The following is a 22867-nucleotide window of genomic DNA, read 5'->3' on the forward strand; positions in this document are numbered from 1 at the left end:
AGTCATTAAAAGCTAATAGGTAATGGTAATGCCGACCCCTAACCCCATATCGCTATCGTAATGGGTAGAAATATTGATATATTTTGTAGCGATATAACGTAGGCCAGCCATATATTCCTTATCTGTGTTCACCATAAGGCTAAAGCGCAAACGGCTGGTAACAGGAACATCTTCCCGGCTTAGTTGAAATCGGAATTTGCCATCGCCATCTACCCTTGCATCGGCAATTGCTAACATCGGGAGTGTATATGCAATACCTGCAACGGCAGTATGGCGGTTGCTTTTATTACTTGCCTGCCCAAACCAGTTTTTTTCTTCGCTGCCAAAAATGTTTTTGGGGCCGCCTTCCATTTTGTAATGGTAGTCGAACCCTATATATGGGTACCACCATTGCATCCTTCCTACATAACGCCCTATCATTGTTTCGCTTTCGTAGCCGTGCATATCGTGGTAGCCTAAGTGCCAAAGGGTGCTGGCTTTCCAACGGGTTTGTGCCAGCATTGCCATGCCATCGCTACCATTGGTCTCTATGCCCACTTTTGCCATAAAGTGTGGCATCCTATCATCGGCAAATAGTTTTCTTTGCGCCAGTTTGGGGTAGGGTATTTCTGGATTAACGGGTGAGTTGACATAACTAAATACCCTGCCCATGCCACTCATCATGTGGTACAAAATATGGCAATGGAAAAACCAATCGCCACTTTCTGTGGCTGCAAATTCTATAGTGTCCCTTTCCATGGGCATCATATCCAATACATTCTTTAGCGGGGCATAATCGCCTTGGCCATTCAAAACCCTAAAATCATGGCCATGTAAGTGCATGGGGTGGCGCATCATGCTATTGTTGTATAAGATAATTCGCACGTTTTCGCCTTTTTTGATTAGGATTTTATCGCTTTCGGAGACTGTTTTGTTGTCCAATGTCCACACATACCTGTTCATGTTCCCCGTTAAGTCAAACTTTAATTCTTTTACTGGTGCATTTGGCAACGTAGTTGGGCTAGTAGCACGTAGCATTGAATAATTAAGCGTAACCAAATCGGCAGATTGGTTTTCTTTGTCCATTCCCTGACTGCTATCTTGGGCGGGTGATTTAGTATTATCGGCATCCATTATTTCAGGGTACATGACTGTGTTCATGTCCATGGTTTGGTTTTGCATTTTCATGCCGTCCATATTTACCATATTGCCACGCATATCCATCATTCCGTTCATCATTTTCATGCCAGCGAAATAAGTAAGCTTGGGGAGTTTTTGGGCAGGTACTTTTATGCCATTCCCTAACCAAAGCGAGGCGGATTTGGTACGGTCTTCAGGCGTTACCAAAAACTCGTAACTTTTATTGTCTGGGATGGTAACGATTACATCGTAGGTTTCTGATACAGCAATGATTAGCCTATCTACTTCCACAGGTTCTACATCGTTGCCATCGGTTGCAACGACTGTTATTTTGCCGCCAGCGTAGGTGAGCCAGAAATAATCCGATGCCCCGGCATTGGCTATGCGTAGGCGAACTTTAGTTCCTTTGTGAAAAGACCTCACCCCTAACCCCTCTCCGAAAGAGAGGGGAACTTGACCCTCACTAATTTGTTGCTCATTTTTACCATTGATTAAAAAATTATCGTAATACACATCGCTTACGTCCATGGCGTTCATTCGCTTCCATTCATTCGTGAGTTTCGTTTTGAGATTACCCGTTTTTATAGCCTCAGCATAGCTTTGGGTACTGCCTTTTTGAATGGCAAACCAATCCGTAGCATTGTGGAGGCTGCGGTGTACTTCTTCGGGTTTCATGTCAGTCCATTCACTTATCAGAACAGGTATTGTTGGGATGTCTAATTCTTTTCTTTTGTTCATAATAAAAGCCCCGTACATACCTATTTGCTCTTGCAACATGGTATGGCTATGGTACCAATGCGTGCCATGCTGTATAATTGGGAATTTATACAAATAGGTTTTGTGGGGTTCAATTGGCATTTGCGTAAGGTTGGGTACACCATCGTATTGGTTTGGCAAAATCAAGCCATGCCAATGCAGGGATGTTTCTTCGTCCATTTCATTGTGCACATAAATTTCTGCCGTGTCGCCTTCGGTAAAGGTGAGGGTGGGCATAGGTATCTGCCCATTTACGGCAATGGCATGTTTTGGTTTTTTACCAAAAGTTACGATTGTATCCCTTATGTATAAATCGTAGTGGATAGTATGGGGAGGGGTATTATGTACAATGGTTTTTGTAGGTATAGTACCTGCTTTGGGTTTAGCCATGTTCATGCCAGGCATATCCATGTTGCCCATTTTCTTCATTGGATCCATCCCATCAGTAGCATTGCCTTTACCCATATCCTGCATTTTTTTAGCCGTATCTTTTATGGGCATTGGCATGGTTGGCTGCTTAACGGCTTTAGGCTTTTCCGGTATTAATTTCATGCCGCACTTGGGGCAATTGCCCGGCTTTGTAGCATGTATTTCAGGGTGCATAGGGCAAGTGTAAGTGGTAGCAGTTGCTTTTGCCTTTGTGTCTTTTGTACCCATATTCATGCCTTTCATATCCTGTGCTTGTGCAAAGTAACATGCGGCAAGGATGAATATTATTAATGTTATTTTTTTCATTTTTTAATATTTTTATTTGCAACAACTCTTTTTATGAATAAAGATTGCTTTTAAAATGCTAATTAATATTTGTTTTACTTTTTTCATTTCTATTAATTAGCCAATGAAAGGCTATCTGCTGTTTTATTCATCCAATCCATGATTAATGCCTTTTCTTCTTTACTAAGGTTTGCTTTGTTGTGCATCATTTTGTAAGACGATATTGGCATGGCATCATCTTTTATTTGACCTGAGATACCTTTCATTTTACTTATTTGTCTTCTGCTACTGTAACTGCCAAACGTACTAAAGTTCAATTTTTCTTTTCCGTTATCAATATGCCTTTTCATAATCCATCCCACTGGCTGAATGTTGGCATACCAAGGGTAAACGGTATTGTTGCTATGGCAATCGTAACAGGCATTTTGTAAAATAGATTGTACATTGTTTGGCACTGCATAAACCTTTGCAAAATCGGTTAGCAATACCTGCCCACTTTTGTTGCGGACAGATTGCATAAATTGTACTGCAATAAAGAAGATACCCAGAGCCAATATTATTTTTTTAATTGGCTTCATTGCTATTGCATTGTTTGTTTTACTGAACCGCAGGTAGGCATTGCTTTGCCCAAATAAGGGTTTTTGATGTCTTTGGTTTCGCTAATCCATAGTGCACCTTTACCTTCGTTTGCCATAGGACAAAAATCTTTGTACAAGGTCTGCCCACCATTGCCAAAGGTTTTTATTAAGTCGGTAACGTCTTTGCTCAACATTATAAAATGTTCCCTTTGATGGTCAATTTTACCCGCATTTGCTCCGATATGTTCAGCATTTTCTTTTAGGTCGTCTGCTATATCCATATAGCTTTTCATCTCTGCTTTCGACAAACCCTTCATCTCTACTTTTCCTAAAACAGCTACCATAGCGTTTGCTGCGGTGGCGGCATCTTTGCTATTGTCTTTTGCCAAGGCATTTTTTAGTTGCAGATAGTTGGTAAGTATTTCTTTTATGGGAAAAGTGGCAATAATAGTTTGAACTGCTGTATCGCCACCCATTTCTTTTTTTGCTACATCTGGGGTTTTATTGTTGCCATTACAAGCAATTAATGTTGTTATTATAACAGCTATGCTTAAGATTAACTTTTTCATTTGTATAATTTGAATGTTTGAATAAAATAAATAATCAATCCATAGATAGCTATGAGGCCATCAATGAAAATATAAAGACATTAAATGTTCAATGAATCAAATTAAATAAACACAGTTGAGGATGTATATTTTTTGCCCTAGCAGGTTAGGCGGTGCATGAATTGGGGTGCAGGTTTTGGCTATAGATGTTGTACCTATTTGATTGTGTATAAAAAAAGAGGGAAGGATGATTGGGATGCTGAAGAAAGAAAAATTTATTGTGTGCTGTGTTTGATGCTCCCTTTTCAGCTTGACATATATATGTTCATCTTTGCAGCACCCTTCGGATTTGGCTTTAGTCATTCCACACCTACCACATTTTTCTTTTGCCGTATGGTATAGGCTTGCCCCTATATACTCACCCATGCAATAATGGGACTGTAGGTTAGCACCTACAGTTGTGAGACTGTAAATAACTAAAAAGAATATGGCGACTAATTTTTTCACTGATGCAAATTTATGAGTGAAATGTTATTGAATAATTGCTAAACCTATTTTTTTATTGATAACATACTGGCATTAATGGCTACAACTATGGTGCTTACCGTCATTAAAGCAGCACCTGCGGCTGGGCTTAATAAGATGCCCTGCTTGTACAAAACACCTGCTGCCAAAGGCAATGCCACCACATTGTAGCCCGTTGCCCAAATTAAATTCTGTATCATTTTTCTGTAAGTGGCTTTGCCAAATAAAATGAGGCTAACAATGTCTTTTGGGTTGCTGTTTACCAAAACAATACCAGCGGTTTCGGCTGCAATATCGCTGCCACTGCCCACCGCAATGCCCACATCTGCAATAGCCAAAGCGGGTGCATCGTTAATGCCATCGCCAGTCATGGCAACAAACTCACCTTTGGCTTGCAGTTCTTTTATCTTCTCCAATTTTTGATGGGGCAATACTTCTGCCATAAAACTATCCATGCCCAAAGTGTCGCTTACGCTCTTTGCTACCTTGCTGTTATCTCCTGTTAACAAAATGGATTTGATATTGTTTTCTTTAAGTGTTTTTATAGCTTCGGCTGATTCGGGACGAATTTCATCTGACAAGGCAATATAACCTGCCAATTGATTATTGACAATTAGGAATACAACCGTTTCTGTATCGTTGGCTGTGAAGCCATTGGGCATGGCTATATTGTTTTCTTTTAAATATGTGGGGCTTACCACCAACACTTTCTTTCCTTCTATCGTGGCTTCTACGCCTTTACCCGTAATGGCATTAAAGTTTTCGGTTGCAGGGATGGGTATAGATAAATCCTTTGCTTTTTGCAGGATACCAGTTGCAATTGGGTGTTCTGATTGCTGTTCCAAGGCCGCAGCAAGACTGATGATTTCATTTTCGTTAAACTCTTTTTGCAGCGAAACTATTTTTGATACCTGAAACTTTCCAACGGTCAATGTGCCTGTTTTGTCGAAAACAATGGTGGTAATTTTTCTTGCGTTTTCAAAAGCCGTCCTGTTCTTGATGAGCAAGCCGTTTTTTGCTGACAATGCGGTTGATTTTGCCACCACCAGCGGCACAGCCAAGCCCAATGCATGTGGGCAGCAAATAACAATTACGGTAACCATCCGCTCCATGGCAAAGGCTAGGGTTTGGCCTGATAAATACCACGCAAAGAAGGTGGCTATACCTGCAACCAATGCAATGATGGTGAGCCATCTTGCTGCAGTGTCTGCTAATAACTGCGTTTGCGATTTTGATTTTTGTGCATCATCCACCAACTTGACTAGTTGGGATAAATAGGAATCTTTAGCCGCATGGGAAACAGTTACTTTAATAGACCCGTTGCCATTGATGGCACCTGCAATTACTTTATCACCTTTTATTTTTTGTACTGGCTTGCTTTCGCCAGTGAGCATACTTTCATTCAGGTAACTTTCGCCTTCTAAGATGATGCCATCGGCTGCTACTTTTTCGCCGGGCTTTACCAATATGATGTCGTTCTCTTTTAGGGTATCGGTCTTTACATCATGCACCATGTCGGGCATTACCATGTGCGCATCTGCTGGCATTAACTGTACCAACAATTCCAGATCCATTGATGCACCTGCTATTGATTTCATTTCTATCCAATGCCCCAACAGCATGATAAGGATTAGGGTGGCAAGTTCCCAAAAAAAGTCCATGCCAGGCAAGCCAAATACGATTGCCACGCTGTAGCTATAAGCAACGGTTATGGCAAAGCCAATGAGGAACATCATTCCTGGGTTCTTCGCCTTTACTTCATCCACCAAACCTTTTAAAAAAGGGAAACCACCGTATATAAATACGATGGTTGACAAACCCAATAAAATGTATTTGGAACCTGCAAATTGCCAACGGACACCCATAAAGTGCTGTATCATTTCCGATAGCAACATAATTGGGATAGTTAATGCCAACACTACATAGAACCTTTTTTTAAAATCGGCAATCATGCTGTTATGGTCATGCCCTTCCATGCCCATTGGTGGGTTGCTGCCATGCTGATGGAGGGCATGTTTGTTTTCGGGTGCTACCAATACCAACGTCATTCCGCAAATAGGGCAGTTGCCAGGTTTTGCTTCCAATATTTGTGGGTGCATGGTGCAGGTATATTGCTGGAGTTCCATTGCTAAGTATTTATTGTACTGTCGAAAAAGTTAATGGTGCATTTTGTGGTCCATGCCTTTCATTTTATCCATATCCATCTTTGAATCCATACCCATTTTTTCGGCTTTCATCTTGTGCATCCTATCCATCATTTTTGGGTTTTCCATCATCTTTTTGCACATGCCGGCCATCATGGCCGTGTCGTCTTTGCACATATCCATCATTCCACCCATCATGCCTTGCATCATTCCTGGATTGTCTTTCATCATTTTCATCATCTCACCGTGGTGCTGCATCATTACCATTTTGCCATTTTTGCCATTCATCATCGCTTCCATCATTTCATTGCTCATGCTGCTGTCGTTGGCAATGGTTTCCATCATTGCTTTTCTTGAGTCGGGTTTAGCAAGCACTTCCTTCACATCTTCATTGGATTGGCAAGATGCCAAGACCGTAACAATGGCAATTGCAATCAACATTTTTTGTACTGATTTCATGATTTTAAATTTTAGTGTGAAAACATTTTCACAACCTGTAAAGGTTCAAATACATTGCCATGAGCCTGTTACACAATTGCAATAAAAGTTTGCATGATTCACACATTGGGGAAAGTTTTTTTGTTAACAACTGGCGCATGGACTCTGCCCTGTGCCTACACGTTACTTAAATAACGACATAAACGAATACATACTTGATTAATGATTATGCAAATCAAGTAACGGCTACGAACAGGACAGGAGCCCTGCCCGAGTAGGGGGTTGGTTAGCTCGCCATAAGCCGCACAAACACTTGTGGGCAAAGGAATTTGAAGCACTAAGCGAAGATTTGAAATGGGTTATTTTCTTCTTTTTCGTGATTTATTTTTTTTGCCATTTTCTTTTTTTTGCTTGTAAATCATTGATATTCAGTTGTTTATGTTTTTTAAAGCCTCATTTTTTATGATAATTTAAGTGAATTTTATGATAGTTTATTGATAATAGAATGATAGTTTTATAATAAGAAACTAATAGTTTATTGATAAGAAACGGATAAGATTTTGATGGTGGATTATCATTTTCCTAAGCCAACCATCCGTTGCGAGGGTAAAGGCCAAGGTGCCCCTTACTGTAAATCTGGCATAAATAGGTAAATAGACCAAAATGAAAATCCTATATGGGGGAAATATGCCCCCATGAGCATCCAAAAATGCCCCCATATAGGATACTTGTTCAGCAGCAAACAGCAAAGCATTGACTTAAATTATTTCCTGCTTTTGCCAAACAGAAAACAACAAAAAATGAAATTTTGAAATGCACCCGTTCTTGTTTATTGTTGTTTTTTACAGTTATGATTTGCTTTCAATCTTAGTTCTTTCTATGTTTATCAACAAGAGCAGAAAGCTATGCACTCGGCACAATCTGCGCCTATGTTGCGTTTCCACTCAAACATCAATTTATTTCTACAGTTTTAAAACTAGCTAATCTGCCATAGGTCCTTTGTTGGTCTGGAAAGGCAACAACGGCGAAGAAGGGAGGGAAGGGCAACAAGGAAAAAAAACGATAATATAATGTTGTATTATTGGTATTATTGTAGTGCCGCTAATGGCACAAAAAAACTGCAAGTTAAATGAACCACAATAATCCTCGGAAACATCATTATTTGCCAGAATGTTATACTAAAGCATTTACAAATAGTCAGAAGCAGTTGTGGAAACGAAAAAAAGAAAATAACAAAACTACAGTATGTACACCTGCTCAAATAGGTTATGAAATTGATACCAATAAAATAAGAACAAAGGAAACACTTAGTTTAAATGGATTAGAAGATTTTTACTATGTAGAAAAAAATGCCTTTAAAAAACAAGAAAACAATTATACAAACACTCTTGTCAAAGTCATAAAATATTCTGACTCTCCAATTGTTATAGATAAATTTAAATACCATCTTTTTCTTGAAACACTTTTAACTATTAAAAGACGTAATCCTCAAAGTAGAAATGCAATAATTAATGCATATTCTGAAAAATATAATTCACATAAGTAACGTTTCCGAAAAAACTTTCCCCAAATGCGATTTTCTTCATGGAGTTGATTTTGCACAATAAATGCACCTTCAAATTCGTTTATAGTGTAGCAAAAAGTCACTATTATGAAGATGTTTTACCCTGCGGAAGTAGCCGCCATGGAGCAAGCATATTTTTCGCAATTGCCAGAAAGAGAGAAACGCCATTATTGCGCATTGGCAAGCCTAAAATTAGGCCGTGGCGGGGTAGCATATGTCAGTAGCGTGCTGCCTGTTAGCCGCAAGACAATCCTTGCGGGCAAAAAGGATTTGTTGGCCTTGGCCACGGCAGGTGCCGTTTTAGAGGAAGGCAGGCAACGCAAGCCAGGGGCTGGCAGAAAAAAAAAGATGGTGATGTAGCCCTGTTGACAGAATTTATAGAGCTGCACAAAGCGGGCAGTCCTACCAACCCGGATTTATATTGGCTGGATATAAAGCCTTACAGGATTGCTGAATTGTTTTTTGAGAAGCACCAAGTAAAAGTGAGCAACCAACTGGTGAAGCGCGTGCTAAAAACATTGGGCTATGCTTACCGCAAGCGCACCAAGCAGCTGGCCACTGGCAGCTATGCCCGCAGGGACGGGCAGTTCAATATCATCTGGTCTATTATATTGCTGATGAATTTGAAAAACTCAGCTTGGCGTAGACTCCTGTCTACGTCATAGAGTTTGCAAATCTCCCGATTTGCGTCTTCATAAAACCCAGACAGTTCAAGAGCTTATAGCATTTAGGCGGTTCATCTACCAATAGTATTATAATAACCTTTTTCTAAATACTAATATATTTAGTTTATCTTCGTGCAATATTTAGCTTAAAGCATGGAGACAAAACAACCCAAGCTAAATCGTAGTTCTTTTTTTACTAATATTAATATAGTTGTAGTGCCAAAATTTGGTGTTGCGTTTATCACCCACAAATCACTCACTTTTTCTCACAAATCACTCATAAATCACGCACAAATCACTCAAAAAGTACGCACAAAACACGCACGAAACACTCACAAAAATTTTAAATTAGTGTTGATAATCAATGGCTTACGTGAGTGGCAACGATTTTTGAAAAAAAACGTTAGCGTAAAAATCCCACAAAAATGGCAAAACTGAAACTATTTTAATAAAAACCTCGATGAAAAAGACATTATAAAAAATATGCAATTATTCCCTCCTTGCGCTGTTCCTGTTACCTATTCCTTTAGGTAACTTGTCCCCGTTAGTCCACGCAAACTAAGTATCGCTGCTGCAAGTCTGTAACTTGTGCCCTTCGCTCCATTCTTATCGTCATTGCGGGCACGAGAAATCTAACCGAATGTAAACAGGTTGTTATTAATGTGCAAGGAACTAACAAAATTGATAACTGCCTATATGCGGTTAGATTTCTCCTAAGGTCGAAATGACGGTGGTTGATGAACCCGGGTTGATGAAAGCGAGTGCCTGCATAGGTTGCTGTTATACTGGGCGACATGTTCATCAGGGCATGTTGCCTAAACAGGTAAAAAGGATTTCCTAATGCAAAAAAGCCCATAACACTTGTAAGGAAGGGAAATAGATAAAACGATATGTCATTTATATTGCCTAGTTTTTCTATAAGAATATTTACTAGGCAGCCGTTGTAAGAAAAACCATGCTTAAAAGTTTTCGCCAACCCAATATGTTTGCACAATGGCAAATACTGAATTACATAAAACATACCTTTTTATAGACGAAAGTGGCGACCCTGCTTTTTATGCCAGCGGCAACAGGAGCATAGTAGGTACAGAGGGTTTTAAGCCCTTGTTAATTATTGGCATGATAAAGTTAGAGGATAAAAAAGGCATCCGAAATGCCATTGCCTCTTTTATGGACTAACTAAGAAACGACCCCTTATATAACACCCTGCCTTGTATCAACAACCCTAAAGGCTGGTATTTACATGCTAGCTACGATAATTTGAAGTCCAAATAAAATTTATAGACTTTTTGCGCAAGATTGAAGGGTTTAAATTCTATTGTGTAATAGGCCGAAAAAGGTTAGATTTATTCCATAAAAAACACAATAAAAATGAAACCGAGTTTTATTTCGATTTGGTGTATCACCTCCTAAAAGACAGGTTAAACAAGGAAGATGTTTTTTATCAGGTTTTTCTTTCCGCAAGAAATAAAAACACCCAGCACAAATTAAAACAAGTAATAGATAATGCCTTGGAGCGCGATAATTCCAAACTCAAAACGCCTATTGAAATAAGCTATAATTCCGAGATAGTGCAAAGCAAAGACACACCAGAACTTTGCATAGTAGATTATATGCTTTGGGTATTGCAGCGATACATCCTAAAAAAAGAAAAAAGGTTCTATAATGCCTTGGAATCAAAGTTCAGCCTTATTATTGACCTCTACGATTTTAATAAATACAAGGCAAAAGGATCATCTAACTACTACTATACCGAAAAAAATAAATTTGCCCTAGAAAATGTAGCGGAATTTAAAACAGATGGTTACGTTAAGGCATAAAAAAACAATCTTACATTTCCCGTGGGAATACTCCCAACCTGCCCCAGTGGGCATTATGATAAATGTAAAATTGCATGATAAAGATGCAACTGTTTTATTGAATTTGCAAAACTAAAATCAAATTAAGCAGGCTAATCACTTTTAAATTTTCATAACCAACTGGCACAAGGTCTCCGAAATGTGCTTACACGTTACTTAAATAATCACATAAACGAATAAACTCTTGATTAATGATTATGCAAATTGAGTAACAATTATGAACAGGACAGGAGTCTTGCCTGAGTTGGGAATCAATCATTTTCATTTACACCCCAATATTCGAAAACTTCAAACGTAAACTATTGCCAACAACACTTACAGAACTTAATGCCATGGCTGCCCCTGCCAGCATGGGGTTCAACAAAAATCCATTTACCGGATATAATGCCCCTGCCGCAATGGGTATGCCAATAAGGTTGTAAACAAAGGCCCAGAATAGGTTTTGCTTTATGGTGGCCATTGTTTTTTTAGATAGCAACAGGGCTTTGGGTATCGTGTTTAAATCGGAAGTCAATAAAGTCATTTTGGCTACATCTATGGCTATGTCCGATCCCTTGCCCATGGCAATGCTAACATCGGCCTGTGCCAGTGCGTGGCTATCGTTGATGCCATCGCCCACCATGGCCACCACTTTGTCCTTTTGCTGCAATTCTATAATAAACGCCGCTTTGTCTGCGGGCAAAGTGCCGCCTTTGAAACGCTGAATCCCCACTTGCTTTGCTACCGCTTCGGCAGTTTGGGGGTTGTCGCCCGTAAGCATATATACTTCTATGCCCCTGCTTTGCAGTGTTTCAATGGCCTGTTTAGATGTGGCTTTTATTTTGTCGGCAATGGCAACAATGCCAATCACCCTTTTTTCAGAAAAAAAGTAAATAACCGTGTTGGCCGCTTCCTGCCATTCTTTTTCTAATTGCTTAATGTTATCTGTTATAATAATACCTTTTTCCACGATGAATGCTGGGCTGCCAACCCAATACTTTGTATTGTTGTACATCGCTTCCACACCTTTGCCAGTAATGCTTTCATACTGCGTGAACGCTACCAAAGGCAGCTTGCTTTCCTTTAAATAATTAACCACCGCACCCGCCAGGGGGTGTTCTGATTTATTTTCCATGGAAAAGAATATTTGTTTTTCTTCTGTGGTTGCTGCTGCATCCCATTCCATATTGGTAACGCTGGGTTTGCCCTCGGTAATAGTACCTGTTTTGTCGAGGATAATGGCATCTACTTTATAGGCCAGTTCTAAACTTTCTGCGTCTTTTATCAGGATATTGTTTTCTGCCCCTTTGCCCACGCCCACCATAATGGCGGTTGGCGTAGCCAAACCCAATGCACAAGGGCAGGCGATAACCAGCACCGTAACCGAAGTAAGCAAGGCATGGGTTAAGGCATTTTGCCCACCTGACAGCATCCAAACTATAAATGTGAGGATGGCTATGCCCATTACAACTGGCACAAAAATGCCCGATATTTTATCTACCAATTTTTGCACTGGGGCTTTGCTGCCTTGTGCTTGCTGCACCATTTTAATTATTTGCGCCAGCAAGGTATCGCTGCCTACTTTCTCCGCTTTAAAATGCACGGCCCCTTTTTGGTTGATGGTGCCTGCAAATACTTTTGCACCTGCTTCTTTTAATACGGCTACGGGTTCGCCAGTAATCATGCTTTCGTCTATGTAGGTGCTGCCACTAACCACCACGCCATCCACTGCTATTTTTTCGCCGGGCTTTACCATTATTTCGTTGCCAATCTGCACTTGTGCAATGGGTATTTCTTTTTCCTGCCCATCTGCTACTATGCGCACTGTCTTGGGCTGTAGCCCAATTAGTTTTTTTATGGCTGACGATGTGTTTGATTTTGCTTTTTCCTCCAATAGTTTGCCAAGGGAAATAAAGGCAATCACTACTGCGGCTGCTTCAAAATACACATCGGGCTGCAAGCCACGGCTAGTCCAAAATTGTGGGTTTAGCGTATTGAAAACGCTGAACAAAAATGCCACGCCTGTGCTTAAAGCCACCAATGTATCCATATTGGCACTGCCGTGCAGCGCCTGTTTCCATGCATTGATAAAATAGCTTTTGCCAAACCAAAACAAGACGGGCATTGCCAAGGCCATCATGATATAGTTGGCATAATGCATTTCACGGAAAAACATGCCAATAACAACTATGGGCAGTGATAATGCGCTTGCCCAAATGAACTGCGTTTTTAGCTGGTTGTACCTTAATGCCTCTGCTTCTTCTTTTAGGGTTTGGCTGTTTTCCTCATCAATTATCAAATCGTAACCAATGCTTTGCACTGTGGCTTTTAGTTGCTCTGGCGTAATAACGCCAGGGATAAAAGTTACCTGCAAACTAGCATCGGCAAAATTTACATTGGCATCCAACACCCCATTTTGGCTTTTAGACATGCTTTGAACGCTATTGGCACAAGAGGCGCAGGTCATGCCTGTAACGGGATATGCTTTTACAACGGTTGGTACATTGTAACCCACATCCCTGATGGCAGTAACCAAACTGCTAATAGAGGTAATGTCGGCATCTATTTCTACAATTGCTTGTTTGTTGTTCAGTTCTACCTTGTGCTGCAATACCCCATTGGTTTTTGCCAGTGCCTTGTCAATAATCATGGCGCAATGCTCGCTCTCCATGCCTTCTAAAGGCAATGTAACTGATACCTTTTCCATTATTGTTTATTTAAAAGCGTTTTATTGCTCAAGTACAATGTTGAGTAATTAGCCACGAAGGCACGAAGACTCAAAGAAGCACAAAGTTTTAAGGGAAGGAAAATAAAAAGGTTAGATGCCATTTCTGCTTTTTTCTTAGTGCTGCTTCGAGCCTTCATGTCTTTGTGGCAAGAAAGGTGGTGAGAAGTAAAAAAGGTTAATCTACCAGCAAATCATAGCCAATGCTTTTTACGGCTTTCTTTAATTTTGCTGGGCTTACAATGTCGCTGTTAAATACTATGTCAACTTTTTTATCCGGGAAGTTTACAAGGGCAGATTGCACGCCCTCTTGCTTTTGTAGTATGTTCTGAACGCCTTTGGCGCAAGCGGCGCAGCTCATGCCAGTTACAGGGTAAGTTTTGTTTACTGTAGTTTCAATTCCTGTTGATGCAATTGCATTATTTGTTACTGTTTCCATTGTTTAAATATTTTATACAAAGGTCTTTTAACAATGGCTGGTAGCTATTACATTATTATGGTTATTAATTGTAACATTTAAAGATTATCGATGGCTTTGCGTTTATGGTCTTTTAACGATTTGAAATGCGAAGGCGTAAACCCGGTTGTTTTCTTGAACTGGTTAGATAAGTAAGCCACGCTACTATACCCCAGTAGGTCGGCAATTTCCGACAGGCTAAGTTCGTCATACACTAGCAATTCCTTCACCCGTTCAATCTTTTGGGCAATAAAATATTTTTCTATTGTAGTGCCTTCTACTTCTGAAAACAGGTTGCTTAAATAGCTGTAATCGTGGTGCAGTTGTGCAACAATTGCATCGGAAAGATTGGTTTTGATATAGTCGTTGGAATGGTGAACCAAGGTGATAATCGTATTTTTTATTTTTTCAATTATCTGGCTCTTATGGTCGTCAATTATTTCGAAGCCTACTTTTTTTAGTTCTAACGCTAGTACTTGCAATTGGTTTTTGGTAAGAGAGGTTTGCAATTCCACTTCGCCCAATTCTATAGACAATGCAACCAAACCTTGGTTTTCAAGGATTGATTTTACCACCATCTTGCAGCGGCCGCAGACCATGCTTTTTATATAGAGTTTCATTTTTTAGTAATAAGGGGGTAACCTAGTAATCCCTTCTTTTAAACCGAAGGTACAGCGACAAGCCCAAGCTAACATAGTTTTCAGAGCCACCGTCGTGGCTTACAGTTTCATATTTCAAATTCAAATCAATGGGGCAAGACTTTATTGGGATGATATAGCCAGCGTTGGCAGCAAACACTACCCCGTGGAATTTGTAATTCTCTGTATAGCCATTGACATTGATAGATGTTACGCCAACAAGATTATAACCCACTTGTGGTTCTACATAAAAGCCAGTGCCGCTATGGTTTATGGTGTAGCGGTAGCCTATTTTCAACGGCACAACCACGGTACCATCCCCTTCGCCACCATCCTGCAAAGCAAAATCATTAAAGCCGAGTTCAAGCGTAGCACTTGCCCCTTTGGGAAGCGGGTACGCACCTTTTAAATAAGCACCATAGCCAAGGCTGTAGTTATTGGCATTTTTCCCTACCATCTTTACCACCCCAAACTGTGCATTACTTTGTGCAGCAACACAAAAAATCACAGCAACCAACAAAATTATTTTTCGCATAAACAGGATATTTTTGTATGGCTCAAATATATTATTCCAATTGCGAAAAAATATAACCCACTGCTAAAAATATTGGAAACCACTACAAATTATCCATATATTCCTGCAGCAACATGGTAGCTGCCACCTGGTCTATATTCCCTTTTACCTGCCTGTCTTTCTTTTTCATACCCATTTGCACCATGGCACGGGAAGCATTTTTGGAGGAATAGCGTTCGTCAACGGTTTGCAAGGGGATGGCAGGGAAGTTTTTCTGCAATTGTTTTATGGCTGCCAATACCAATGGCGTGCCGTGGGTAGGTGTATCGTCAAGGTTTAGGGGCATTCCTATTAATATCAGTTCTACAGGTTCTTTGCTGAAATAGTCTTTTAAATAAGGTATTAATTGCTTGCTTTCGATGGTGTCTAAAGCAGTTGCAATGATTTTAAAGGGGTCAGTAACTGCTATGCCAGTGCGCTTGCTGCCGTAATCGATACATATAATTCTAGCCATATTTTATTGAGTAAGTTTGTCTGAACCACGATTTATAGGATTCAAGGGATTAAAATGCTTCGTCCCAATGTATTTATGCCTAGATTTAATGGAGTAAAAAAGGTCTATAAAAAAGCTATCAAATCCGCAATTACAAACACGGCGAATACAACGCTGGCAATGCCATTGGCAGTCATAAAGGCTATGTTTACCTTGCTGAGGTCGTTGGGTTTTACGATGGCGTGCTGGTATATAAGCATACCTACAAAAAGAGCTACGCCAATCCAGTACAGCCAATGGAAATGCCCATAAAAGCCTGATGCAATAACACAAGCAGCACTAATTAGGTGCAATAACTCACTAATTTTTAATCCCTTAGCTGTGCCAACCACGGCAGGGATGGAGTATAGGTCTTGCGATTGGTCGAAAGCTATATCCTGCAAGGCAAAAATGATATCGAACCCACTAACCCAAAAAACCACGGCAAAGGAGAAAAGGATAGGCAATACATCGAACCTGCCTGTAACTGCAAGGTATGCCCCAATAGGAGCCAATGACAAACCAATACCCAATACCAAGTGGCATAAGGCGGTGAAACGCTTGGTGTAGCTATAAAATAGGATAATAAACAAAGCTACTGGGCTAAGATAAAAGCAAAGGGGGTTGATAAAGTAAGTAGCCACAATAAACAAAATACAAGAACCGATAGTGAAATTCAAGGCATTGCTTGCCGAAATAATACCTGCTGGTATTTCCCTACTAGCTGTACGGGGGTTTTTTGCATCAAACTGGCGGTCGAGATAGCGGTTAAAGGCCATGGCGGCACTCCGGGCGGTAACCATGCAGAGGAGGACGAGTAAGAAGGTAATGCCATACCTTATGTACCAAGGACCGATATTTAGCCTATTTGCCTCATGGTTAATTACCCCTAGGGCAAACCCAATCAAAGCAAAGGGCAATGCAAAAATTGTATGGGAAAATTTGACAAGGGAAAGGTAATTTTTAACTGTACTCATGTACTAAGAAGATAATTTTAATTTATAACAATATACTTCACTTTCATTAGCCACGTCATTTCGACGCAGGAGAAATCTAACCGCTTAATTAGTGTGTCTTTTTCGATGAGATTTCTCCTGCATCGAAATGACGGAAATTTACCCCAAAAAACGTTGCTCACACAGTTTCCATAACACAATTCCTGCCGCTACACTAATGTTCAAGGAATGTTTGGTGCCTAATTGGGGTATCTCAATGCAGCCATCACAATAGGGGAGGAGTTCACTAGCTACGCCTTCTACTTCATTGCCCATGATAACAGCTATTTTATGCGATGGTTGCCAAACAAATTTTTCCAAGGAAATGCTGCCTTCCGCTTGTTCTACAGCATATATTTTGTAGCCCCTTTCTTGTAAATCAGTAATAGCGTCAATTGTATTTTCATAATACAACCAATCTACCGTTTCTGTTGCGCCTAGGGCCGTTTTGTGTATGTCCCTATGGGGAGGCTGCGGTGTATAGCCACATAAACAAATGGCTTCTATCAAAAAAGCATCGGCGGTACGGAACACACTACCCACATTGTGCATACTGCGGATATTGTCTAGGACTACAATAACCTTATTCTTTTCAGATTGCTTGAATTCCTCTACACTCATCCTGCCCAATTCGTCCATGCTCAGTTTCCTCATTACTCCCTTTCCTTTGGCTGCAAAAGTAGATGCTATTCTGCAATATTTAATCGGAAGTTAATCGGGAGTTAGTGGGGAGTTGGCGGAAGTTGGTTCGTGGCAAAAAATACTCATTATCCTTGCCCTTTTGTTAAATACACATAGGCGAAGGCTTGGGAATGGTATTTGTTTGAATAATGATTGTTGGAAACATATTTATAACCCAATAAAATTATTACTATGGACACTCAAGAATTAGAAGTAGACAACCTTACAGGCATTAACCACGAAGGGAATTATATAAATACGCCGCCAAAGTATTTAACGGCTTCCTCTATCATTGGCGATGAAGTACACGATGAAGCAAAGGAACACATTGGCGATATAAAAGACATCATGCTAGATATTGCCACGGGAAAAATAGATTACCTAGTAATAGAAACAGGGGGCCTGCTTGGCATTGGCACCAAGTATTTTGCCACCCCATTTAATTTGCTGTCAATAGACCCAGAGAACAAGTCCTTCCTGTTCAATGGCACAAAAGAAAAATTTGAGAATGCGCCAGGCTTTGACAAAGACCATTGGCCAGATACCAATGCAATGCAATTGGTGTACGACTACTGGAGTTTTATTTAGCCAGTCTGAACCTAGATTTTTAGGATTAAAGAGATTAAATGGATTTTTTCGTAGCAGATAAATTATTGCCATTATGTATGTAGCGGGACTATTGATTTCCCTAAATATACATAATGGCAATATTCAGTTAAAGGGTGGGGGCAAGCCCAGCCCCTATACACGCCAACATATCCCCCATTTTTCCCCAAAACATACAAGCAACCAAATCAACAAAAACGCATAGTATCTTCGCCGCTATGTCTAAGGCAAGTTCAGAAACACCTTTAATGCAGCAGCACCGGGCTATTAAGCAAAAATACCCAGATGCTATTTTGTTGTTTCGTGTGGGTGACTTTTACGAGACCTTTGGCGATGATGCGGTAAAAGCGTCCGCTGTATTAGGCATTACGCTTACCAAAAGAAACAATGGCGATGCCAATAGCAGCCAATTGGCGGGCTTCCCACACCATGCTTTAGATACATATTTGCATAAGCTGGTAAAAGCGGGCTACCGTGTGGCCATTTGTGACCAACTGGAAGACCCCAAGCTAGCCAAAGGCATTGTAAAAAGGGGCGTAACAGAATTGGTTACACCTGGCATTGCTACCAACGACAAATTATTAGAACACAACAGCAACAACTTTTTGGCAGCCGTGCATTTTGATGGGGATGTATTGGGCGTGGCTTTCTTGGATATTAGCACTGGGGAGTTTTTTGTAGCAGAGGGCAATGCAGAATACATAGACAAACTATTACAAAGCCTGAAACCCGCCGAGGTGGTTTACCAACGCAGCTACCAAAAACAATTCAAGGAATTGTTTGGCAATAAGTTTTACACCTATACCATGGAGGCATGGCTTTTTGAGGAAGCTTTTGCCACAGAAAGTTTGCTCAAGCATTTCCAAGTACATTCCCTGAAAGGATATGGCGTGGAAAACCTGCATACTGGCATTGTAGCGGCAGGGGCTATCTTGTACTATTTAAAAGAAACTGAACACCCTAACCTGCAACATATTACATCTGTGCAACGGATGGAAAAGGATGATTATTTGTGGATGGACAGGTTTACCATACGCAACCTAGAATTGTTGAATGCTGGTTCTGGCGATGGCAATTGCCTGCTAAAAGTGCTGGACAATACCGTAAGCCCAATGGGTGCAAGGATGCTGAAACGCTGGGTGGTGCTGCCACTAAAAGACATACAAAAAATAAATGAGCGGCTGGATACTGTAGAGCATTTTATAATGCAAACAGATATTCGTAAGCAGCTTTCAATAGCCATCAAGCAATGTGGCGATGTGGAGCGGCTGGTAGGCAAGCTGCCCATGAAAAAGATAAACCCAAGGGAAGTATTGCAACTGGCCAAGGGGCTTCAACAGGTGGAACATATCAAATTGCAACTAAGCATCAGCAATAATGATTACTTAAAAAGACTAGCAGATGCACTAAACCCTTGCCATTTTATCATAGAAAAAATAATTGCCGAGATAAACGAAAATACGCCCATTGCCATCAACAAAGGCGGGGTAGTGAACAAAGGGGTAAACGAAACGCTTGACGAATTGCGGCAAATAGCAAGCGGGGGCAAAGATTTTCTATTGAATATACAGCAAAGGGAAGCTGAGCAAACAGGTATTTCTTCCCTTAAAATTAGTTTTAATAATGTGTTTGGCTATTACTTGGAAGTAACCAATCTTCATAAAAGCAAAGTGCCTGCCGAGTGGATTCGCAAGCAAACCCTTGCCAATGCCGAGCGTTATATAACCCCGGAGCTGAAAGAATATGAGGAAAAGATAATGGGGGCAGAGGACAAGATACTGGCCATAGAAATAGATGTGTACAACAAGCTATTGCTCGCCTTGCAAGATTATATTGCACCAATACAAGTTAACGGGAATGTGCTTGCCATATTAGATTGCCTACTTTGTTTTGCTGACAATGCCCTGCAATACCAATACAAAAAACCACAATTGCATGAGGGCTTGGCTTTGGAACTTAAAGAAAGCCGCCACCCGGTAATAGAACGTACCCTGCCTCCCGGTGAGAATTATATAGCCAACGATATTTTTCTAAGCCCGGAAGAGCAGCAAATTATTATACTCACAGGGCCAAACATGAGTGGTAAAAGTGCTATCTTGAGGCAAACAGCATTGATTACCTTAATGGCACATATTGGCAGCTTTGTGCCAGCAGCATCTGCAAAAGTACCATTGACAGATAAGATATTTACCCGCGTGGGTGCCAGCGACAACCTAAGCGGTGGGGAGAGTACCTTTATGGTGGAGATGAACGAAACGGCAAGCATTATCAACAATATATCTGAACGCAGTTTGGTATTGCTGGATGAAATAGGCCGTGGCACTTCTACTTATGATGGCATATCCATTGCCTGGAGTATTGTGGAGTTTTTGCACAATTCACCCGCTTCGCCAAAAACATTGTTTGCCACCCACTACCACGAGCTTAATGAACTGGAAGAAAAATTGGCTTTGGTAAAAAACTACCATGTTACCAATAAAGAAATAGCCAATAAAATAATCTTCCTGCGTAAGCTAGCCCCGGGTGGCAGCACGCATAGCTTTGGTATCCATGTGGCGAAAATGGCGGGGATGCCGCCTAAATTGATAGAACGTGCCAATGATATTTTAAAGCAGCTAGAAGCCAAGCATGTAAATGATGAGGAAGAAACCGCTGAGAGCGAACAGCCAATAGTTAACAGTAAGAATACACGTAAGGCAGTAAAGAGCCTTAGCACCCCACAGGTGCAGTTGTCTATTTTTGATGCACATTCCCAAACATTTGAAGATATAAGGAAACTACTGGCCGCTATTGATATTAACCGACTTACACCTATGGAAGCTTTATTGAAATTGCAGGAGATAAAGGAAAAAATAAGGGACTAGTTTTTTTGCCACTAAGGCACAAAGACAGAAACCAGCACAAAGAAGAACAAAAAACACATAAAGTATAAAACGCTACCAAGGCATGCTTTTTAACTTAAATAGTATCAAAATTTGCATGAAATACATACCTAAGTAGCATAAATCACTGTTTTTTAAGATTTTCTTTTTTCAGTACTTATAACACCTAAATTTGCACCCGTTATGAGTAAAGTAGAACATTATCGGAAGCTGTTGGGGGTTACCAAACAAGCAGATTTAAAAGATTTGAAATCGGTTTACAGGAATCATATGAAGGACTGGCATCCCGACAAATTCCAGGACAAGGAAGAATCAGAAAAATTAGCTGCTGAAAAAAAGAGCAAAATTGTTATTGAAGCATACCATTTTTTGGTAAGCATTGCCCCTGAAACCATTGAGGCAAGCCTAGAACAGTATTACCAAACACTGGATACTGCGAGCATTGAGGATTTTGAATATAAAGGTACTACCCTGCGTATCGATTTTTCTGATGGGCATAGCTACGAATATTTCGATGTGCCAAAAGCCGCTTATGTAAAACTGGTAAACGCACCAGCCCAAGCACGTTTTGTGCGCAGGCATATCAGCGAAACTTATGTTTACAGGAGCGTGAATAAGATAGTGGCAGCGGCTTAGAACGTTGTGCGTTTTAAGTATTAAGTTGTACGTTTTTTAATCTCAATATAAGTATATCAAAAAAGAAAGAACCCTTGGATATTGAATCCAAGGGTTCTTTCTTTTTATGCGTTTTTTTTCATTTCTGTTAGCATAGCAATAATTTTGTCAAGCTTTTCCACTTCAAGGGTGTTTAGCTTGATGGCGAGTGCTTCTATTTCCAGTTTTGCATCTATATTGGTATTATAATCCGCCAGTGCCTGTGCCCTGTCCCGGTCATTCTGCCTGTTTTGCGCCATCATAATAATGGGTGCTGCATAAGCCGCCTGTGTGGAAAACACTAGGTTGAGCAAAATAAAAGGGTACACATCCCAATGGTAACAAAAGCCAACCATATTCAGCCCCATCCACAGCACCACAAGTACCGTCTGGATAATAATAAACCGCCAGGAGCCCATGCCATTTGCTACCGCATCTGCCAGCCGGCACCCAAAGCTAGATTCTTCTACATGCTGCTCATGCCAATTTTTTGTTTTCTTCATGTTTTTTTCATTTGAATTAAGAGGGATTCAAACGAATATAGAAGGATTTTTTGAGTAAAATAAAGTAATACTTTTATTTAATTTTCACTAAAATTGTTTTAGTTAATGTATCACTAGAAGAACCTACAACCTTAGATTTAATATTAAATCTACCACTAACCTTAAAAGGATTAGAAACTATTATGCTAGAAACATGTTTTTCAGAAAACGCAAACCCAGGATATACTAAATTAATACTTGTGTCTAAAGGTGTTATTTGATAATATACTTTTACTGGATCAGAAATAACACCCCTGCCTGGATTTCTGAAAAGGTTTGTAGATATAGTAATATTATTACTTGTATCAGCTAAATATTTATCAGCACTTATTAATATATCATCCGGAGCAGCAAGATTAAATGTAATTAAAGTATCAATGATAAAAGTTTTTACAGAAGCTTTTACACGCACCATTTCTGGCATATTATTTTTTAGTGCTACAGTTGCATATCCTAAAGCATCTACTTGAACTGTCATTAGAGTATCGTTATTAGAGAAAGTACCGCCTGATGTAATAAAAGTAACATTTCTACTTGCATCATCTGATTGAGAATTTATTTTTACAGTTAAAATACAATTAGAAACACTATCGGCATCAATTTGATTATTTGATACGTTAGTAAACGTAATAATATCATTTAGGTCGGGCCCACTATTACTTCCTACTCTATATAAATCATCCTCTTTTTTACATGAAAAAAAAGAAAGTATTAGGAATGATAGAACAATTATTATTTTTCCCATGCTAAAA

At 40.1% G+C, this 22867-nt stretch carries 23 protein-coding genes; 8 read left to right on the forward strand and 15 right to left on the reverse strand.

What is annotated here, in order from left to right; translation table 11 throughout:
- Window positions 1-12 precede the first annotated feature (12 nt).
- The 6 genes from ACHFIY_RS03370 to ACHFIY_RS03395 form a co-directional block, all read right to left on the reverse strand.
- Window positions 13-2610 carry a multicopper oxidase domain-containing protein gene (locus ACHFIY_RS03370; RefSeq protein WP_410844647.1) on the reverse strand — a complete coding sequence of 866 codons (2598 nt, stop codon included), beginning with the start codon at window positions 2608-2610 and terminating at the stop codon, window positions 13-15.
- Window positions 2611-2702: 92 nt separating this feature from the next.
- Window positions 2703-3167 carry a heme-binding domain-containing protein gene (locus ACHFIY_RS03375; RefSeq protein ID WP_410844648.1) on the reverse strand — a complete coding sequence of 155 codons (465 nt, stop codon included), beginning with the start codon at window positions 3165-3167 and terminating at the stop codon, window positions 2703-2705.
- A gap of 2 nt (window positions 3168-3169) precedes the next feature.
- Window positions 3170-3736 (reverse strand): DUF3347 domain-containing protein, encoded by a 567-nt coding sequence (locus tag ACHFIY_RS03380; protein WP_410844649.1) that lies wholly within the window; start codon window positions 3734-3736, stop codon window positions 3170-3172.
- Between the two features lie 96 nt (window positions 3737-3832).
- Complete coding sequence (locus ACHFIY_RS03385) at window positions 3833-4222, reverse strand: HYC_CC_PP family protein (protein WP_410844650.1); 390 nt, start codon at window positions 4220-4222, stop codon at window positions 3833-3835.
- A gap of 44 nt (window positions 4223-4266) precedes the next feature.
- A complete protein-coding gene (locus ACHFIY_RS03390) occupies window positions 4267-6366 on the reverse strand; it encodes a copper-translocating P-type ATPase (protein WP_410844651.1) in 2100 nt (699 codons plus the stop codon).
- A gap of 30 nt (window positions 6367-6396) precedes the next feature.
- A complete protein-coding gene (locus ACHFIY_RS03395) occupies window positions 6397-6843 on the reverse strand; it encodes a hypothetical protein (RefSeq protein WP_410844652.1) in 447 nt (148 codons plus the stop codon).
- Window positions 6844-7951: 1108 nt separating this feature from the next.
- Between ACHFIY_RS03395 and ACHFIY_RS03400 the strand changes: the two genes are divergently transcribed.
- From ACHFIY_RS03400 to ACHFIY_RS03420, 5 genes are all read left to right on the forward strand, one after another.
- The gene (locus ACHFIY_RS03400; RefSeq protein WP_410844653.1) at window positions 7952-8368 is read left to right on the forward strand and encodes a DUF4238 domain-containing protein; all 417 of its coding nucleotides are present in this window, start codon (window positions 7952-7954) and stop codon (window positions 8366-8368) included.
- A gap of 105 nt (window positions 8369-8473) precedes the next feature.
- Window positions 8474-8746 (forward strand): hypothetical protein, encoded by a 273-nt coding sequence (locus ACHFIY_RS03405; protein ID WP_410844654.1) that lies wholly within the window; start codon window positions 8474-8476, stop codon window positions 8744-8746.
- A gap of 5 nt (window positions 8747-8751) precedes the next feature.
- Window positions 8752-9051 carry an ISAzo13-like element transposase-related protein gene (locus tag ACHFIY_RS03410; RefSeq protein ID WP_410844655.1) on the forward strand — a complete coding sequence of 100 codons (300 nt, stop codon included), beginning with the start codon at window positions 8752-8754 and terminating at the stop codon, window positions 9049-9051.
- A 993-nt stretch (window positions 9052-10044) separates the two neighbouring features.
- A complete protein-coding gene (locus tag ACHFIY_RS03415) occupies window positions 10045-10230 on the forward strand; it encodes a hypothetical protein (protein WP_410844656.1) in 186 nt (61 codons plus the stop codon).
- A gap of 110 nt (window positions 10231-10340) precedes the next feature.
- Window positions 10341-10871, forward strand: a complete 531-nt coding sequence (locus ACHFIY_RS03420) for a hypothetical protein (RefSeq protein WP_410844657.1) — start codon at window positions 10341-10343, stop codon at window positions 10869-10871.
- Window positions 10872-11175: 304 nt separating this feature from the next.
- On the opposite strand, the gene ACHFIY_RS03425 is transcribed toward ACHFIY_RS03420, so the two are convergent.
- The 7 genes from ACHFIY_RS03425 to ACHFIY_RS03455 all read right to left on the reverse strand — a co-directional run bounded on the left by ACHFIY_RS03425 (window position 11176) and on the right by ACHFIY_RS03455 (window position 17404).
- On the reverse strand, window positions 11176-13596 hold the full coding sequence (locus tag ACHFIY_RS03425) for a heavy metal translocating P-type ATPase (protein ID WP_410844658.1): 2421 nt from the start codon (window positions 13594-13596) through the stop codon (window positions 11176-11178).
- A gap of 196 nt (window positions 13597-13792) precedes the next feature.
- Window positions 13793-14053 (reverse strand): cation transporter, encoded by a 261-nt coding sequence (locus ACHFIY_RS03430; protein ID WP_410844659.1) that lies wholly within the window; start codon window positions 14051-14053, stop codon window positions 13793-13795.
- Window positions 14054-14130: 77 nt separating this feature from the next.
- Window positions 14131-14691: a helix-turn-helix domain-containing protein gene (locus tag ACHFIY_RS03435; protein WP_410844660.1), complete on the reverse strand. Its 561-nt coding sequence runs from the start codon at window positions 14689-14691 to the stop codon at window positions 14131-14133.
- 22 nt (window positions 14692-14713) lie between these two features.
- The gene (locus tag ACHFIY_RS03440) at window positions 14714-15244 is read right to left on the reverse strand and encodes a hypothetical protein (RefSeq protein WP_410844661.1); all 531 of its coding nucleotides are present in this window, start codon (window positions 15242-15244) and stop codon (window positions 14714-14716) included.
- A gap of 82 nt (window positions 15245-15326) precedes the next feature.
- Window positions 15327-15737 carry a Holliday junction resolvase RuvX gene (gene ruvX, locus ACHFIY_RS03445; protein WP_410844662.1) on the reverse strand — a complete coding sequence of 137 codons (411 nt, stop codon included), beginning with the start codon at window positions 15735-15737 and terminating at the stop codon, window positions 15327-15329.
- Window positions 15738-15841: 104 nt separating this feature from the next.
- Window positions 15842-16732: a UbiA-like polyprenyltransferase gene (locus ACHFIY_RS03450; RefSeq protein ID WP_410844663.1), complete on the reverse strand. Its 891-nt coding sequence runs from the start codon at window positions 16730-16732 to the stop codon at window positions 15842-15844.
- 138 nt (window positions 16733-16870) lie between these two features.
- Complete coding sequence (locus ACHFIY_RS03455; RefSeq protein ID WP_410844664.1) at window positions 16871-17404, reverse strand: RNA methyltransferase; 534 nt, start codon at window positions 17402-17404, stop codon at window positions 16871-16873.
- A gap of 219 nt (window positions 17405-17623) precedes the next feature.
- Between ACHFIY_RS03455 and ACHFIY_RS03460 the strand changes: the two genes are divergently transcribed.
- From ACHFIY_RS03460 to ACHFIY_RS03470, 3 genes are all read left to right on the forward strand, one after another.
- Window positions 17624-18019, forward strand: a complete 396-nt coding sequence (locus tag ACHFIY_RS03460; protein ID WP_410844665.1) for a PRC-barrel domain-containing protein — start codon at window positions 17624-17626, stop codon at window positions 18017-18019.
- A gap of 236 nt (window positions 18020-18255) precedes the next feature.
- Entirely contained in the window at window positions 18256-20901 is a 2646-nt protein-coding gene (gene mutS / locus ACHFIY_RS03465; RefSeq protein ID WP_410844666.1) for a DNA mismatch repair protein MutS, read from the forward strand.
- A gap of 201 nt (window positions 20902-21102) precedes the next feature.
- Window positions 21103-21555 carry a KTSC domain-containing protein gene (locus tag ACHFIY_RS03470; protein WP_410844667.1) on the forward strand — a complete coding sequence of 151 codons (453 nt, stop codon included), beginning with the start codon at window positions 21103-21105 and terminating at the stop codon, window positions 21553-21555.
- A 104-nt stretch (window positions 21556-21659) separates the two neighbouring features.
- Here ACHFIY_RS03470 and ACHFIY_RS03475 read toward each other — a convergent pair whose 3' ends face one another.
- Window positions 21660-22076, reverse strand: a complete 417-nt coding sequence (locus tag ACHFIY_RS03475) for a DUF1003 domain-containing protein (RefSeq protein ID WP_410844668.1) — start codon at window positions 22074-22076, stop codon at window positions 21660-21662.
- A gap of 73 nt (window positions 22077-22149) precedes the next feature.
- Window positions 22150-22860 (reverse strand): hypothetical protein, encoded by a 711-nt coding sequence (locus tag ACHFIY_RS03480; RefSeq protein WP_410844669.1) that lies wholly within the window; start codon window positions 22858-22860, stop codon window positions 22150-22152.
- Window positions 22861-22867 lie beyond the last annotated feature (7 nt).

It is taken from the genome of Parasediminibacterium schistidii (assembly GCF_046546515.1).
Taxonomy (GTDB): Bacteria; Bacteroidota; Bacteroidia; order Chitinophagales; family Chitinophagaceae; genus Parasediminibacterium.

What these genes read in the sequence shown, in the direction of transcription:
- ACHFIY_RS03440 (WP_410844661.1), bottom strand. Translation starts at nt 15,244, where the DNA reads ATGCGAAAAATAATTTTGTTGGTTGCTGTGATTTTTTGTGTTGCTGCA.
- ACHFIY_RS03450 (WP_410844663.1), bottom strand. Translation starts at nt 16,732, where the DNA reads ATGAGTACAGTTAAAAATTACCTTTCCCTTGTCAAATTTTCCCATACA.
- ACHFIY_RS03470 (WP_410844667.1), top strand. Translation starts at nt 21,103, where the DNA reads ATGAGTAAAGTAGAACATTATCGGAAGCTGTTGGGGGTTACCAAACAA.
- ruvX (WP_410844662.1), bottom strand. Translation starts at nt 15,737, where the DNA reads ATGGCTAGAATTATATGTATCGATTACGGCAGCAAGCGCACTGGCATA.
- ACHFIY_RS03380 (WP_410844649.1), bottom strand. Translation starts at nt 3,736, where the DNA reads ATGAAAAAGTTAATCTTAAGCATAGCTGTTATAATAACAACATTAATT.
- ACHFIY_RS03460 (WP_410844665.1), top strand. Translation starts at nt 17,624, where the DNA reads ATGGACACTCAAGAATTAGAAGTAGACAACCTTACAGGCATTAACCAC.
- ACHFIY_RS03475 (WP_410844668.1), bottom strand. Translation starts at nt 22,076, where the DNA reads ATGAAGAAAACAAAAAATTGGCATGAGCAGCATGTAGAAGAATCTAGC.
- ACHFIY_RS03415 (WP_410844656.1), top strand. Translation starts at nt 10,045, where the DNA reads ATGGCAAATACTGAATTACATAAAACATACCTTTTTATAGACGAAAGT.
- ACHFIY_RS03425 (WP_410844658.1), bottom strand. Translation starts at nt 13,596, where the DNA reads ATGGAAAAGGTATCAGTTACATTGCCTTTAGAAGGCATGGAGAGCGAG.
- ACHFIY_RS03390 (WP_410844651.1), bottom strand. Translation starts at nt 6,366, where the DNA reads ATGGAACTCCAGCAATATACCTGCACCATGCACCCACAAATATTGGAA.
- ACHFIY_RS03400 (WP_410844653.1), top strand. Translation starts at nt 7,952, where the DNA reads ATGAACCACAATAATCCTCGGAAACATCATTATTTGCCAGAATGTTAT.
- ACHFIY_RS03455 (WP_410844664.1), bottom strand. Translation starts at nt 17,404, where the DNA reads ATGAGGAAACTGAGCATGGACGAATTGGGCAGGATGAGTGTAGAGGAA.
- mutS (WP_410844666.1), top strand. Translation starts at nt 18,256, where the DNA reads ATGTCTAAGGCAAGTTCAGAAACACCTTTAATGCAGCAGCACCGGGCT.
- ACHFIY_RS03395 (WP_410844652.1), bottom strand. Translation starts at nt 6,843, where the DNA reads ATGAAATCAGTACAAAAAATGTTGATTGCAATTGCCATTGTTACGGTC.
- ACHFIY_RS03370 (WP_410844647.1), bottom strand. Translation starts at nt 2,610, where the DNA reads ATGAAAAAAATAACATTAATAATATTCATCCTTGCCGCATGTTACTTT.
- ACHFIY_RS03375 (WP_410844648.1), bottom strand. Translation starts at nt 3,167, where the DNA reads ATGAAGCCAATTAAAAAAATAATATTGGCTCTGGGTATCTTCTTTATT.
- ACHFIY_RS03430 (WP_410844659.1), bottom strand. Translation starts at nt 14,053, where the DNA reads ATGGAAACAGTAACAAATAATGCAATTGCATCAACAGGAATTGAAACT.
- ACHFIY_RS03435 (WP_410844660.1), bottom strand. Translation starts at nt 14,691, where the DNA reads ATGAAACTCTATATAAAAAGCATGGTCTGCGGCCGCTGCAAGATGGTG.
- ACHFIY_RS03480 (WP_410844669.1), bottom strand. Translation starts at nt 22,860, where the DNA reads ATGGGAAAAATAATAATTGTTCTATCATTCCTAATACTTTCTTTTTTT.
- ACHFIY_RS03405 (WP_410844654.1), top strand. Translation starts at nt 8,474, where the DNA reads ATGAAGATGTTTTACCCTGCGGAAGTAGCCGCCATGGAGCAAGCATAT.